This window comes from Myxacorys chilensis (assembly GCF_059505265.1).
This window is the reverse complement of sequence record NZ_JCACKG010000093.1, coordinates 1-13,969: the sequence shown is the minus strand read 5'-3', so window position 1 is coordinate 13,969 and position 13,969 is coordinate 1. Positions and strand designations below refer to the sequence as shown.

The following is a 13,969-nucleotide window of genomic DNA, read 5'->3' as shown; positions in this document are numbered from 1 at the left end:
TGACGCGCCAGATTGAGTTTGAGTATTCTCGAGCAGAGGCCTTGCGTGCCTTAGTGCCGCACCTGCCCCAAGCGCTGCTGCCTGACGCGCTAGAGTGTGCAGCAGAAATTCGAGATCCCTATCATAAAGCGACAGCTTTTCAAGGTTTAGCGCAGAAACTTACATTTATCGCGACTACCCCACAATTCTGGTCTGAGGTCTTACACATCCTTTCCGCCTTGGGTCGTAATGAATTGATACGCAGCCTGCCAGAGCTAGTTCTTTTCATTTCTGCTCTAGGCGGCAAGGCGGCTCTAGAAGAAATAGTTAGAGCGATGCGAGAGGTGTGTGAGGAGTGGCGGTAGTCTCCATTTCTCTTTCCTGGCGCTTCTGCACGAACAGAGACCGTCTCTCTGAGTCAACCGATTCATGACTTAGAAAGATTTGGGACCATTGCTCGCTCAAGTCCTTGCGAGTTGTCAAAGTTGATATCCTCCACAGCACTCAAAAAATTACTGAAATGGTGCTGCGATAAAGCGCTTTGAGATTTGCGGCGCGATCGACTACGGGAATGTGAGTCAGCAACGAAGTGATTCAGTTTCTTAGAGTGAGGCTACTCTTGATACATCCATTTCTCGGTAGTTCTCAGCCCCACCTATGACACAGCCCACCATTCAGAGCTATTTCGGCACAACAGCCGGTATAATCACCGCGACGGAATCGATCACAGCAAGTGCAGGCGAACCGGCCCTCGTGATTCCCTTCGCCTCTTTAGCTGCTGCTGGATTGGACGATCCAGCGTCTATGAGCGACCCAGATAAGGTCTTTGGGGCCATCCTTAAAATGGTGCGAGTGTTTACCCTAGCTGACACAGAGGAAGAATCAGGAATTGAAGTAGGAGCGCCTAGAAAGTCGTTCGTCACGCGTGGAACTGGTGTCAAAATTGGATACAACTACGACGTAACGATCTACACTGCTGATACGACCGCTAGTGAATTTGATCCCGATAGCGTCATCTAAAAATGCCTAAACAGCTAATCTACGAAGGCTGTAAGGGTAAGGACGCGGCATTAATAACCTGGGATGAACAAGTTCCAGGTTCACCCACTAGCTGCAAAACAACCTTTACACCAATCAAGATTTACAAAAATCCTCCTGGTCAGGGAGGAGAACTAAACGTGTACGAGTACTACGAATTGCACTTCGTTTACTCTATTGTTGACTATCACATTGTTAACGGTATTCCTACTCCCATCACACTCTACACAGACCTTGACGGCAACACCTTAGAGCAAACGCGATATGTATACGGCGCTCCAAGCAACCTGCGAGAAGTGTTTGAGCGCACGTCACCAGAGGGAACGGATGTTTACATTTGGACTATCACCGTAGACGGCATGAATTATGAATATGTCTACAACGAGACCACAGAGCAGTATGAGCAAGTTGATATCCCCTATCAATATGAAGAGGGGTTAATTCAAACGTATAGTCAACCTTTACCTAGAGGAGGAACCTACGGTGAAGTAGAAATTTTGGATATCTACGTTATTGACTCCCTAGGAAATCAAATACCACTTAGCGGTAGTACCGGATCACAAGCTTGGGAACTAATTGTAGAGGGGACTGTAGCGGATGCTTTTGAGGAAGTGTTTAAGCAAACTTTTGTTAGTGAGCCTACTGGGATCTATGTTGATTGCGACCGATGCCCTAATAAGTGTCTGCAAGTTTACTCGAATGATAAAAAACGGTTTGCTTGCATTTGCAATGAAGCTCAATAGAGCTAACACTATTAAGAATGAGGCAACAGAATGAGCGATGGTAAGCTAACACTTCAAGAGCTATCAGATGGACTGAGAAACGGTCTGACTCAGGAATTTGATGAGACTAAAAAAGCCTTTGAGGAGCTATACAAAAAAAGTGGCGTAGGTGACAACCTAGATGTAATTAGGAAAAACCTAGAAAAGCAAATCAAACCAGTAACAGACGTCGTTAACGATCAAAAGGTAAAAGAATTTATAAAAAAGCCAGAGAGCTTTTTTAAGAAGTACCTTGTTAACCCAATTGTTGGTACATTCGAGAAGTCGATTCTCAAGCCTATTTCTGTTGAGCTAAACGGTAAAGTATTTAAGCCTCTATCGGAGTTAGCTAGAAGCGGATTCAAGCAAGTAGATAGAACCTTATCGAGTTGGTTCAGACCGCTAAATAGAACGCTAGAATCTGCATTGCAATATCTACGTGATATAGCCTCTAACTCGAAAAAGATTATTAGAGGCGTTGAAACGACCGTAGACGTAGCCGTAACTACTGGTAAAGATGTTGGCAAGATAGCAAATGAGGTTTTACCTGCGGTACGAGTATTTGGCAAGATAGCTAGCACACTCCTGAAAGTGCTACCGCTAATTGGTCTACTCTTTGATTTACTGTCAGCTAACGAAATCTTTAAGGCGATTGAGAGTCAAAAAACTCAGTTAATTGAACTAAAACAGCAAGGTAGAGACAATAAAGCGTCCTACGAATTACTCAAGGTTCTCAACGATAAAATAGAGAACCTAAACCGCGCTACCGCTAAAAACAGTGAACTGCTTAGACAGTTCAATTACACAGCGCTAGACATCAGATTGAGCGCAATCGAAGGACAACTGAAGAACTTAGGAACGGGTAGCAGTGGCAACGGTAAAGCCGATTTAAGCAGCATTGAAAGTAAGCTAGGGGTTATCTCTTCACAGCTAGATAAATTGCCACCTAGCGGTAGTGGAAAGGTTGATCTATCCTCTGTAACGAGTCAATTAAGCTCTATTCAGAGCCAAATCAGTAAGCTCTCTGCCACTAGCCCTAAAGTCGATCTCTCACCGCTACAAAGTCAATTAACCTCTATACAGGGTCAAGTCAACAAGATTCCTACCTCTGCTAGCGGTACATCAAAGGTTGACTTGTCAGCAGTCACTAGTCAACTGTCTAGAATTGAATCCAGACTTTCAGAAATCAATAGCTTGATTCAGTCTGGGAGCCAAACAACGAACCTAAACATAAATCAAAGGACTAGCGCAATAGCGAATGAGTTAACAGCACTTAAGGCGGATGTCAAAGCGATTCAAAGAATCGACATTAGCGGTATCCTTCAGTCACTAACAAACATCAATACGCTACTGCAACCGCTAGCGGGTATTCCTCCAACACTTAAGACAATCTCAACAAAACAGGATAAGTGCTGCTTAGAGTTTCATATTGGGAACGAGAATGTTTTAGATGGACTAGGAAACCTACTAAGAGAGTTACTTGACCTAGACAACGATGTAAGCGTTCTAGGAAGTCAAGTAAATCAACTACCCGATCAAATAGTGCCTAAAGATTACACTCAAGACCTAGAGGGGTTAAAAGCACTATTGAGACAGATTTTTGAATCACTGGTAGAGGTTAGAAAGACTAACCTTAGATCGTTCAACATTTTAGGAGGTGCTACTTGGTTTAGTGGCGATAGCGATACACCTAATATGTCAATCAACCCAGAAGCCAAAATTAAGGAGGTAACAGCAACACACTATGTAGGTAATGACGTAGCAACCTTTCAAGTCGGAAACTTGCTAGGGTATGTCAACGCACTACAAACACCATCATTTGCTAGAGCGGGATTTCATCGCTTACCGGCATCAATGCCTAAAAAGATTCATCTCAAGGCTAATGAGGTAGAAGAGGTAGAAAAAATCTACACGTTAGTAGACTATCAAAACTGGCAGTTTAGGCAGATTGACAGCGCGTTAGGCTACTACCCCTTGAATATCAAATACAAGGATGCTACAGGCACAGAGAAGTTGATCGAGATTGAGAATTTGTCAGAAGCTGTCAGCGAAATTGTAGGCTTACTCCTCTCGCTGGATAGCGATACCGACCTAATCTCAGAAGTGGCGATCAAAAATGTCGGTGAAACCGTACAGAATAAAGCGCAAATCAGCTTAGCCGTAGACTACCTCCGGGCAATCAGCGACTTCTTAGGGTTCAAGTTTGAGACTAGCAGCAAAAAACTACAGATCCCAATCGACCCGCGTAGCAAGTCGGTGAAGGGGTTTCTGGAGAAATCAGAGGTAGACATCCAATCGATTGTCCTAAAAGAGCCGGACGACAACGACATCATTTCTAAGCTCAATCAGTTGCTGATTGTTGCCGGCATGACCCGTGCCGCCGTGACCAAAAAGGCACTCGCCGGAAAGCTAGACGGTGACAAAATTAAGGACGAGATAGCGGAAAGCGATGAGGACTGGGATAAGTTCATTCAGTACCTGAACGAAACACCGGCAGGACTGAAAAACCCAGGAGACGCCACGACTAAAGCTCGGGACAAAACAAGCTACCTTAAACCCAGCGATCAAGCGGACGGTTAAGTGTCATCCAATGGATCAGTCAGTGGAACACTAGCCTCACGTTGTTTCACAGAAAGAAAGTAAAGGCGTTATGGAGACAGGACTACTCACGCTCACGCGATCTCAACTGTTCAGTAAAGTGGCGAAAGATCTCGCCGGCGAAAAACTGATCGATATCTATGGCGCGTTGACTCGTGAGCAGGATGGGGACTTGTCCACGGGTGGAGGAGCCGGGGAAGGAGGAGTTTTAGATTTCCTGTTTAACGCGGGGAAAAAACTGCTAGGGTTTGCTCTCAGCGCGATCGTCAGTATCGGAGGTTGGGCGCTTAGCAAGTTAAGTCAATGGTTTATTTCTGCGATTTTGACGATCTACACCTACGACTGGGCGCAAACGGACGCCATGCTGCAAAACCAAATCAAGCAAAACGGCCTAGCGGTCGTCACGTCGCTCGGTGAATTAGTGGGCAGTGGCGCGGTCTGGTTAGGGGCGATCGCGATCGCCGGAGCTGCGACCTTCAAGTTCCCAATTATCGCCGGACACGTTCTACTCAAATTGGCAGAAGAGGGAGGAGAGGAGCTGCGCTCTAAACTGCTAGGACTCGTGAACACGGCTGTGACGAAAGCGGGTGAGAGTGCGATGATTCAGGCGATGCTGACCATGAGGCGTTTAAGGCTATTTGGGGCAAAACCAATCAACGAGTACAAAGAACCCTGGATTATTAGCGATCAAATCGAAAAGAAAATTGAGAGCGTCCCTGATGCGACTCTAAAGGCTTTTCTAACGGGACTAAAAGAAGGAGTAGAGGATTCTGTATTTGAAGCGCTATATGTCGTTACGTTTGGCATTGAGGAGGCATTCAAGGCGAGTAAATTGGCGACGGCGGCGCACCACGGGAAAGAGAAGCTGATAGAACTCCAGCCGGACCAGCGAAACGACGATGAATCTATCGTCCTGCGTGGTAGAGCCAGTGAACTCAAACCGATCGCTACGAATATTCTTGGAACCAGCAAACTAGTTCGTAATCGTGAAATTGGACAGTTTGTAGGGTATCCCCTGATCGATTACGTCAAGGCGAATCCTTACGTCCGTAAACTATCGGTTACGTTCAGAGGGAAGGAGAAACCCCCTTATCGGAGTGCCGAGGGGAATCTGATCAAGACGGTCAATTACAACATTCCAGATGTCAAAATAGGCTTGACATGGGAGCAAATCAAGCTGGCCATGACGCCGTTTGAATGGGGCAAGTATCGCTGCACGGCGAACCTCAAGAACGGGCGTCAGATGGCCGTCTATGGCGCGAGTCCGAGTGAAGCTGAAAGCACCCTCAGAAAACTGCTGACGCTATCGACCACGGAAATCCTAACGCTGTCCATAACCGAAGAGAAGGACAGAAATATTAAGTTAAAGAAAGACACGATTAGAGTCTTTCCCGCTTATGCCACTCTACTGACTCGACAGACGGACGGTACTGACCCCGATTATGTAGACCTAGAAGGGAAGGGATACGCTAATTTTACGCAGAAGTTAGAAATGTATCACGACTCAGAACCTCCCGAAAGTCCAGTTTTGAAGTAGACCGATATTTCAATCTTCAAGTCAACTTGGAACTACTTTGAGAACTCATAACCCATAGGGTTATATATGCAGAAACGGGCAGAAACCTTTCCCTGTATGGTGTTGCAAATTTAATTCTACTGGGCAAGGTAGACGTAGATTTACGATTCTTGCTGGTTCTTTAGAGAGGTCATTTCAGATGGGCAATCCGCGCAAGTCTCGCGATCGGGTCATGGTGACTCCGTTCACGGGTGCAACAATCAAATATGGGTTCTTGACGAATACTGAGGCGGCGGCGCGTACAGCTCTAGGCCAAGCTGCGGCAGTAGGAGGGACGGCAAAATTGGTCTTTGGTGCAAACACACCGAAACCTGGTAGAGCTTCCAAGGGTGGAACCAATTCTTACTACTCAATTGAGCAGAGAGCGACCTTGTTGGCTGCAAAATGGAATCTCAGCTCGCCATTCATCAAGCCGCAACGCTCTAGCACCAGGAGCAAAGCGGTTTTTGTTGAAGTGGACACTATCAAATATGCGTGGAAAATGCCGCTTGCTACCTATACCGCAATTGGCGCGGATCGAGCTAATTTAGGTATCCAAGACTGCGTCGCGACCGAGAAGGATTACGTCACGGGAACAAACTTCCCACGACCTCAACGCGCACGGAAGCTTATTACCATCGGTGATGGTGCTGAACAGCGCGAAGAATCCTATTCTACGTTTGTGGATGACGATGCTGTAGGGACAGGACTACCCGCAGGTTGGACGATCATCAACGCAGGTAAGCAACTCGTCCAGTAACAAGGTTTGACCAATGGATTCTATTCTCCTCCTTCCTGGTTCCTTTGAATTTGAGCAAACTTTAATTAGAGCTTGGGACATCCTTTACGGTAACGTTTCTCCTGTATGCGTTATCGGTACGGATGGATTGCCACGCTCGGTAAATGAAGACGAATTGGAGGAATACCTAGAAGGTGGGGAATACGAAGAAAGGCAGTCAATCCTTGAATTACCTGTCGTTGTGGGGACGTGCTTTAATTAGCGGGAAAATAACACGATGAAGTAACGTAATGTTGTTTTCTCGCTTAACAAGCATGACGGGTAACGGTAAAGTCAGCAGTAAAAAGCATGGGTTGGACAACACTTTTTGAAGGCATTATTACTAGAGACTGGCAGTACACCTTACCCGTAGACGCTCAGGTTATTAGAATCAGGAATCTGTCAACCAGTCCCACTCCCTTTGTTTCAAAAGGATGGATTGCTAGAAGCAGAGAGAATGCAGGCGTTAAAGAAATTTTCTACCTGCGTCACTTTTTTAGTGACAAAGAGACGTTAATTCTAGACCTGGGTGAATCTCCTAATTGGCTTTATTCTTCTAGCATTGCGGTGAGGCGGTCTAGGCATTACAAAATCAACTGGACGATCGCGATCGACTATCTAGAGGGTTACGACTTGAACAGAAACAAGCGAGTGTTTACAGTAACCCAAGATCAGCTAGAGAATGGCTTGTTCATTGCGACTCACGACCTACAAGAAGAATTCGTGTCTTACGATGTCTGGGACAGCAATAAGCGCCATTTTGAAGTCGCAGATGTCACCATTGCAGATGACAGCAATCTTATTTTTGATTTCAGCCCACTAGAGCCGCTAGAGGGATTCTATAAGGTCGTGATCTATAAGTGAAATGAGTAGATTTCTAATTCTGCGGTTACTGGACAAGGGTGATAAATTTGTTCAGTTATTTGTTAGAGGTTTAGCTGAGAACTATAACCTTAAATTTCCCGCTAGTAAGCCGCTTACAGGTCAATCACTTAGATTTGCCGATGACAACGGCTCGATTGAATGGGTAGCGTTGCAGTCGGTTATTGATGAAAGGTTAGACTCGATTGATCAACAAATCTCTGCCAATGCTTCTAGCATCGCCTCTACGAATCAGAGTCTTGTTACCTTAAGTCAGTCGCTATGGAGTGTTCAACAAAGCGTAAGCAGTAAAGAGGATTCTGGAGTAGCTAGCAATCTGTTATCTCAGCATCTATCAACATACGCTCATAGCAGCTTTGCGACGGTTTCAGATTTAGAGGAACTAGGGCAAGTCTTATTTGAGTTGATCGATAACTTGCAAGCTCAAATCAACTCGTTAAATACCGCTATAGCTAGCAATACTCGTAAAACGCTAGTCATTCAACCTGACGCAGGCGCAACAACAGATTTACTACAAGTCAAATCAGCAGCCGGGGTTATAGGGTTGAGAGTCGCTTTTGATGGCGCGATAACAGTAGGCTCTACAAGTGGTGCGTTAGGGATGAGAGGCGCTACCCCTGGAGGTAAAGCAAGTATTACAGGTTCTAGAGGCGGAAATATAGCACTAGGCGATCTGCTAACTAAGTTAGGCAATCAGGGTTACTTCACGAACAACACGACAGCTTAAGAGACAAAATCACATGTTTTACACGTCCCAAGGAGTCACCATCACTCGCAGTACGCTAAGACGTACAGAGGAAATCATCGTCAAGGGGTCAACACTAGCTGAAATTTGGCGTTCTACGGTTGTTCAATCGAGCGATGGCATGGAACACGTGACAAGGGATTCTGAACCCTTGCAGGTGACGCCTAACGATGTAGCGCTACTGGCTGAGCAGTGGGAGAACTTGCCGCAGTATCACGCGATATTTGGCACGAAAGAAGAGTTAATCGCAGCACTGAATGCGGCCTTACCTACACTAATGTTTATTGGTGACGCGGCGGATAAATGGAGAATGCAATCATGAAAATTACTCGTCAACTGAAGCAGCAGATCGCCTTCATCGCCTTCCAAATTGCGATCGGGCAACTGAGCAGCCGAGAAGCGATCGCGGCGGCATTGCGAACCTTTTTAGGTGAACTGGAGGCTCAATCTGATGCTAAAACCTGAAGTGATCGGAATCTTGATCAGCGTGCTCTCGTTTTGCTTCGGTATCATGGCGTTTGTCTGGAAAGCCTCGACCACCGTTGCGGCAATGAAAACTGACCTACGAGAGTTGAATCTCGTTGTTCAGCATAATGGGCAATTGGGAGATGAGAAGCTCGGTCGCATGAATGACTGTATTGTTCTAGGGTTCAACAATGTGAAAGAGGCACTTCAGCACCTCAGAACGCGCCAGCTTAACGAGCAAACTGAAACAGATCACCGAGTCGAAGACTTAGAGGACTTCTTAGCGAAAACAACCGCGTTTGAGAAAAGACGATGAGCCAGCAATTAGATTCTGAAGTTCAAACGACTCAAGGCATAGTGCGGCTCTGGCTGCACGAAGCGGGGATGATGAATAAGCATTCAACGGCGATCGCCTTGCAACAGATTGCGCTAGAGATTGGGCGCAATGTGGCGATCGTGGGGGATGCCAGCGCCGGAGCCATAGAGACTGCCCCTAAAGGTGTAATTTCCTCTGAAGGCTCAAATTTAGTAGATATTAGCCACAATTTTGAGGTGGACTAGATTTGGACTATATAACCGAAAGGTGATAGTTCAGAAGCCGCATTCTCTCGTTCGTCATCAGGGGGCATCTTGACGAGAGAATGCGGCTTTTAAGTTGGACTTCTGCGTACCCCAGACTGTGTAAAAACTCAGAAGGCTGCTCTAATCGGAATTATTCTTCTCTCGATGAGAACCGATTGCATTTCCCTATCATCGCCAATTATTTCTAGCGGTTCAAGATCAGGAGATTTACAATGGAAATCTTACTCCTTTACCGTTTTCTTTACTGTTAATCCAGCTATCATCGCTTCAGTTCCCAAAATGTTGAAAACTCGCTTCAAGTTGTAACTCAGAATCGATAAACTCATCTCGCCCCTGACTTTCGTCAGTCCACGACACAAGAAGTACCCCTGATTCATCCCGCACTTCAACGTCCCAAACGGATGCTCGACTATCTCTCGACGCTGCTTCATTCGCTGCGGATTTGCCTTGACTCGATCTCGCATCTCCTCCAATAAGGACTCATCCTCCCAACGCCTAATCCTGCGCCCACGAGCCGCATCTGTACACTGCATCTTCAGCTCACAATTGCGACAGACCCGAGAAGGCAATTCATAGTTGCGCATCATCCGTCCTTTTTGCGTTGCCTCGAATCGAAATGTCAATCTTTCGCCTGCTGGACAGCGGTAGACATCCAGTTCTCCATCATAAGTAAAGGCTTCTTTGGTAAAGCGTCCGAGCGGTCCGTTCTTCGAGGTCGGAGGCTTTGAAACATAAGGGGTGATCCCAGCATCGACGCATTGCTTCACATTCTGGCTGTCATAGTAGCCCCGGTCGGCGACGGCTTCGATTTCCTCAACGTCCATCACCTCCTGAGCTTGCAATGCCATGGCTGCAAGCCACAATTGATCACTCACCTCATTCGTGACTTCATGCGCCACAATCAACTTGTGCTTTGCATCAACCGCTGTTTGCACGTTGTAGCAGATCGATGCGTGGGGTCCATCCACCATGCGGCGACTGTCTGCGTCAGTGAGCGAGAGTTGTGTCTGTCCCAACTCGGTCATCTGCGCTTGCAGTGCTTCGTGCTTGGCTTTGCGCTCGTGGAGCCGTTCTAGTTTGCGCTGAAGGCGCTCGCTCTGCTCAAGAGCGGGGACTGCTGCGTCCTGTTGCTCTAGCTCACTCAGGTAGCCCTCGATCTGCTCATCGACCTCCTTGAGGATCTTCTGGAGCTTGTCCACAGTGAAGTTGCGTCGCCGACTGTTCACTGCGAGAAATTTGCTGCCATCAATTGCAACCAACTCACCGCCAAACAACTCCAATTCTTTGCACAGTTGCGTGAACTGCCGACACACTCCTCGCAGTGCATCGCTGTGAACTTTGCGGAAATCTGCAATTGTCTTGTGGTCTGGACGCAATTGTTTGAGCAACCACATCAGTTCCACATTCCGATGGGTCTCACGCTCCAAGCCTCGACTCGAGCGGATGCGATTGAGGTAGCCGTACAGGTAGAGCTTGAGAAGATCACCCGGATGATAGCCAGGTCGTCCTTCCACTGCCGCCGCCACTCGCACGAATCCTAATGCTGCCAAGTCCAGTTGGTCCACGAATGCGTCGATAAACCGCACCGGGTTTTCAGCGTCAATATAGTCATCTAATGTAGGCGGAAACTGCACTTCGCTGTGCCGATCTCGCCCTTGGATATGAGGCATCTCATTGGTGGATTAGAAACACTTTCTCAGGGTAGCTCATCTGTACTTCCTCTCGAGTTTTCACACAGTCTGTACCCCGCAGAAGGGCAAGGGTTCTGTATGAGGTTGGCGCTGCGATTATGGCAGAAGACTAAAAACTGAGAAAATAACTTGATAGCATTGCTGTTGATCGGCGACAGATAAACCTGAAACGAAGCCAAAGCCTCTTAGCTCGCCGCTCCATCGATTTGTTAGTTTGCTTGTACTTTGGACAGTATGGTTTACAACCCGTCGACAACGGCCATGCCACCTTCATAAAAATCTATATTGAGATTAGAATTTTTAAGTAGGGCGGCTCTGAGTAACGGACGCTGTCGGGTTCCGTCGCTCCACTAACCCAATTGGTAGCTGGCTCTTCCAACTGCAATTCGTTTAACATTTGGACAAATTTCAGTTGGAAGAGGACTATAAGTCAATCTCTAAGCGTTGGGTTTGTCGAAAATCGGAGATTAGCAAACAAGCGAATTTTGGGTTCACGGTGAAGAATTGTCGAGCTTTTGTTAAGTTACTCAAGTAAGCAAGTGATTTAGTTGAGCCATTCAGTATTTTAGAGCAACTCCTCTCCACAAAGATTTCAAATAAAGTTGCCATGTAGTATAAGTAAGCTGTTAGATCAATCCTTAAGTTTTCCAAACTAGCACTGGAGTTAAAGTTATTCATTGTAGGTTCATAGCTTAATTTTTGACAAACCTCTAATAAAGCCTTTGATGATAAACCCGTCATAATAAGCTGCTCTAGCTGACGAGTTGCTTCTAGGAAATCGCTCGCAGAAGATTCTACAGTCACTTTTTTCGCTTCAATATAAATTGAACGCAACTTTGCTTCAATATCTCTAGAAATTGCCTTTTCATAAAGCTCTGGAGCAGAAATCTTTTGGAAGGACTCTGGACGATCAAAATCAACTTCTTCCAATAAACTACGGCATGAGCGAATTAAGTCTCTAGCTAATCCACTTGAGAAGCAGTAGATGAAGTAGAACATCAATCGAGGTAGCCCAAGTACCCGTCGATCAATGAGATTTCTGGCTTCATCAAGAGTAAGGTAATCTATATGAATAATCGTATCAAATGTGCTATCGAATGCATCGCGAAAAGGGATGCCTCTACGCTCAAAACTGCTCATCGCATCTTCTGAAACGGAAATTAAGTAAAAGCAATTTTCTATTCCAAAAAGTGCTTTAATGTCGTTCAGAAAAATTTGAACTTTGTCAGCATCTAACTTATCTAACTCATCAATTCCAATGATTAGTGAACCTTTTGTAATATCTAGAAAACTTTGAACAAATTTCTTATATTCATGAATGATTTCAGGGAATGTCATTTGCAGCTTTGAGAGCGTAGTTGCTTGATTGACTGACGTGTCTAATAGAATGGGAAGCTTTAGCGATCCTGCCCAACCCGATGTATAGCTTTGCTGAAATTTAATACTTTTCAAGTATGATTTCGCTTCTTCGATTAACCTTGATTTGGACGAGCTTAATTCAGAGTCATCTGATCTATATGAATAAACCTTTGATCTATATAAATAATCCTTTGCCAGTGAAGGTAAAGATAAAAGCTCTAAAATTAATAGAATGATTCCTCCCAGAAACGCAGAACTTGGTGTAATTCCTAATGCCGTAAAATACTTGAGTAACGCTATATCTGGTGGCATAGTCTTCTGAAGAGAATCAACGTTTAGAGGTCTTTCGTTGGCGTTCTGAGGTGAAGGCTCAGGCTGAGGAGAATTTAATGCTGCTGTTTCAGGAACTGCTTTGTCATATTGAGGTAATCTAAATGTAGAAGTATAAGCAAGTTGAAAGCTTGATATTACTAAGATCGTGCCTAAGAGCTTGACTACAAGTAAGGCCCGTCGCCCGAGTAACTGATTTATATTCCTGCTAAGATTACTACTCAAAGACGAAGTTATTTCTTCAGGCTTTCTATCAAATTTGTCCTCTTCAGAGTTGGCTTCAGTTCTCTCTGACTTGTTAATACTATTTGTTTCGTGAGCGTAATCTGCAAGCACCAAGTTGCAAATTGATGAGAAAATATGAAGAACAAAATCGCGTGTTTCATACTTTACAGGAGCTGAAAGCATTGTGGAAGCAATACTGCGTTCTTTCAACTCGCTAGGAGAACTTGTTCCACAAAATGACCGCATCAATGTGCTCTTGCCAGCTCCTCTAGGTCCAGTAATTCCGATGCTACCACCGGGCATCTCCTCCAAAAGACGCGCTAATCTCTTCCTAGGTGTTGTCTCAACTGCATAATTTGAAGCAAAAACTTCTGTAATTCCCCACGCAGAAAACCAGGGTGGCAGCTCTTCATTGTCTGGAGCTTTCAACCCTTGCAATTCTTTGTTAGCAACAAGAGTAAGTCGCTCTTGAAGCTTCGTCCGAAGAAAAGCTTCAGCTTTCTTAACCGCTTTGTCTGCTGCCTTCTTCGTTTGTTCTAATTGCGGATATGATTTTTGAGCTAAGTAGCGTAATTGCTCAATTTCTCTTTTGTTTAATACAATACTCCTTGCAACAGAAGCCCTATCTTCTATTAAACGACTCTGAAGATTTAATTGCTCTTCCTCTAAAGTTCTGAGCTTATTATTTTCCTGCTTTTGTTTTTTGTTTTTTTGATAAATTTCGAAAAGCCCGCGTTTTTTAGTTTCTTGGGAAAGCTCTTCTCGAAAATCTTCATTAATTTTATGCTGTACTTTCCACTCATTCTTCTTCTGATTAATTTCCTGTTCTAGCGTCGAAATACGCTTAACGCCCTCCTCTCTCACCCTCTTCTCTTCAGCTAGTTTATCCTGGAGTTCAACTCCTTCCGCTGTGCGATTGAAATTTTGTAACTACTCAGGCTGAAGATTCAGGGAAATGGGACGTCCTAGAAATAGCTGTTC

At 45.3% G+C, this 13,969-nt stretch carries 15 protein-coding genes; 13 read left to right on the top strand and 2 right to left on the bottom strand.

Going from position 1 to position 13,969, the window contains the following annotated elements; all coding sequences use genetic code 11:
• The 13 genes from AC5JLB_RS05985 to AC5JLB_RS05925 all read left to right on the top strand — a co-directional run.
• The coding region (locus AC5JLB_RS05985; protein WP_495872935.1) for a hypothetical protein at positions 1-344 on the top strand (344 nt) is incomplete at its 5' end.
• A 292-nt stretch (positions 345-636) separates the two neighbouring features.
• Complete coding sequence (locus AC5JLB_RS05980) at positions 637-999, top strand: hypothetical protein (protein ID WP_495872934.1); 363 nt, start codon at positions 637-639, stop codon at positions 997-999.
• 2 nt (positions 1,000-1,001) lie between these two features.
• The gene (locus AC5JLB_RS05975; protein ID WP_495872933.1) at positions 1,002-1,760 is read left to right on the top strand and encodes a hypothetical protein; all 759 of its coding nucleotides are present in this window, start codon (positions 1,002-1,004) and stop codon (positions 1,758-1,760) included.
• 30 nt (positions 1,761-1,790) lie between these two features.
• Positions 1,791-4,358, top strand: a complete 2,568-nt coding sequence (locus AC5JLB_RS05970; protein ID WP_495872932.1) for a hypothetical protein — start codon at positions 1,791-1,793, stop codon at positions 4,356-4,358.
• 70 nt (positions 4,359-4,428) lie between these two features.
• A complete protein-coding gene (locus AC5JLB_RS05965) occupies positions 4,429-5,913 on the top strand; it encodes a hypothetical protein (protein WP_495872931.1) in 1,485 nt (494 codons plus the stop codon).
• 178 nt (positions 5,914-6,091) lie between these two features.
• Complete coding sequence (locus AC5JLB_RS05960) at positions 6,092-6,691, top strand: hypothetical protein (RefSeq protein WP_495872930.1); 600 nt, start codon at positions 6,092-6,094, stop codon at positions 6,689-6,691.
• Positions 6,692-6,704: 13 nt separating this feature from the next.
• Positions 6,705-6,932, top strand: coding sequence for a hypothetical protein (locus tag AC5JLB_RS05955; RefSeq protein WP_495872929.1), 228 nt, complete (start codon positions 6,705-6,707; stop codon positions 6,930-6,932).
• An 86-nt stretch (positions 6,933-7,018) separates the two neighbouring features.
• A complete protein-coding gene (locus AC5JLB_RS05950) occupies positions 7,019-7,573 on the top strand; it encodes a hypothetical protein (protein ID WP_495872928.1) in 555 nt (184 codons plus the stop codon).
• A 1-nt stretch (position 7,574) separates the two neighbouring features.
• A complete protein-coding gene (locus tag AC5JLB_RS05945; protein WP_495872927.1) occupies positions 7,575-8,318 on the top strand; it encodes a hypothetical protein in 744 nt (247 codons plus the stop codon).
• 13 nt (positions 8,319-8,331) lie between these two features.
• Positions 8,332-8,658: a hypothetical protein gene (locus AC5JLB_RS05940; RefSeq protein WP_495872926.1), complete on the top strand. Its 327-nt coding sequence runs from the start codon at positions 8,332-8,334 to the stop codon at positions 8,656-8,658.
• A complete protein-coding gene (locus AC5JLB_RS05935; protein WP_495872925.1) occupies positions 8,655-8,801 on the top strand; it encodes a hypothetical protein in 147 nt (48 codons plus the stop codon). The genes AC5JLB_RS05940 and AC5JLB_RS05935 overlap by 4 nt, the downstream gene beginning before the upstream one ends.
• Positions 8,788-9,117, top strand: coding sequence for a hypothetical protein (locus AC5JLB_RS05930; RefSeq protein WP_495872924.1), 330 nt, complete (start codon positions 8,788-8,790; stop codon positions 9,115-9,117). The genes AC5JLB_RS05935 and AC5JLB_RS05930 overlap by 14 nt, the downstream gene beginning before the upstream one ends.
• The gene (locus tag AC5JLB_RS05925) at positions 9,114-9,362 is read left to right on the top strand and encodes a hypothetical protein (protein ID WP_495872923.1); all 249 of its coding nucleotides are present in this window, start codon (positions 9,114-9,116) and stop codon (positions 9,360-9,362) included. Before AC5JLB_RS05930 ends, AC5JLB_RS05925 begins: the two co-directional genes overlap by 4 nt.
• A gap of 242 nt (positions 9,363-9,604) precedes the next feature.
• Here AC5JLB_RS05925 and AC5JLB_RS05920 read toward each other — a convergent pair whose 3' ends face one another.
• On the bottom strand, positions 9,605-11,053 hold the full coding sequence (locus AC5JLB_RS05920; protein WP_495872922.1) for an IS1182 family transposase: 1,449 nt from the start codon (positions 11,051-11,053) through the stop codon (positions 9,605-9,607).
• A 444-nt stretch (positions 11,054-11,497) separates the two neighbouring features.
• Positions 11,498-13,852, bottom strand: coding sequence for a P-loop NTPase fold protein (locus AC5JLB_RS05915; protein WP_495872921.1), 2,355 nt, complete (start codon positions 13,850-13,852; stop codon positions 11,498-11,500).
• Positions 13,853-13,969: the final 117 nt, after the last annotated feature.

What these genes read in the sequence shown, in the direction of transcription:
- AC5JLB_RS05980 (WP_495872934.1), top strand. Translation starts at nt 637, where the DNA reads ATGACACAGCCCACCATTCAGAGCTATTTCGGCACAACAGCCGGTATA.
- AC5JLB_RS05975 (WP_495872933.1), top strand. Translation starts at nt 1,002, where the DNA reads ATGCCTAAACAGCTAATCTACGAAGGCTGTAAGGGTAAGGACGCGGCA.
- AC5JLB_RS05970 (WP_495872932.1), top strand. Translation starts at nt 1,791, where the DNA reads ATGAGCGATGGTAAGCTAACACTTCAAGAGCTATCAGATGGACTGAGA.
- AC5JLB_RS05965 (WP_495872931.1), top strand. Translation starts at nt 4,429, where the DNA reads ATGGAGACAGGACTACTCACGCTCACGCGATCTCAACTGTTCAGTAAA.
- AC5JLB_RS05960 (WP_495872930.1), top strand. Translation starts at nt 6,092, where the DNA reads ATGGGCAATCCGCGCAAGTCTCGCGATCGGGTCATGGTGACTCCGTTC.
- AC5JLB_RS05955 (WP_495872929.1), top strand. Translation starts at nt 6,705, where the DNA reads ATGGATTCTATTCTCCTCCTTCCTGGTTCCTTTGAATTTGAGCAAACT.
- AC5JLB_RS05950 (WP_495872928.1), top strand. Translation starts at nt 7,019, where the DNA reads ATGGGTTGGACAACACTTTTTGAAGGCATTATTACTAGAGACTGGCAG.
- AC5JLB_RS05945 (WP_495872927.1), top strand. Translation starts at nt 7,575, where the DNA reads ATGAGTAGATTTCTAATTCTGCGGTTACTGGACAAGGGTGATAAATTT.
- AC5JLB_RS05940 (WP_495872926.1), top strand. Translation starts at nt 8,332, where the DNA reads ATGTTTTACACGTCCCAAGGAGTCACCATCACTCGCAGTACGCTAAGA.
- AC5JLB_RS05935 (WP_495872925.1), top strand. Translation starts at nt 8,655, where the DNA reads ATGAAAATTACTCGTCAACTGAAGCAGCAGATCGCCTTCATCGCCTTC.
- AC5JLB_RS05930 (WP_495872924.1), top strand. Translation starts at nt 8,788, where the DNA reads ATGCTAAAACCTGAAGTGATCGGAATCTTGATCAGCGTGCTCTCGTTT.
- AC5JLB_RS05925 (WP_495872923.1), top strand. Translation starts at nt 9,114, where the DNA reads ATGAGCCAGCAATTAGATTCTGAAGTTCAAACGACTCAAGGCATAGTG.
- AC5JLB_RS05920 (WP_495872922.1), bottom strand. Translation starts at nt 11,053, where the DNA reads ATGCCTCATATCCAAGGGCGAGATCGGCACAGCGAAGTGCAGTTTCCG.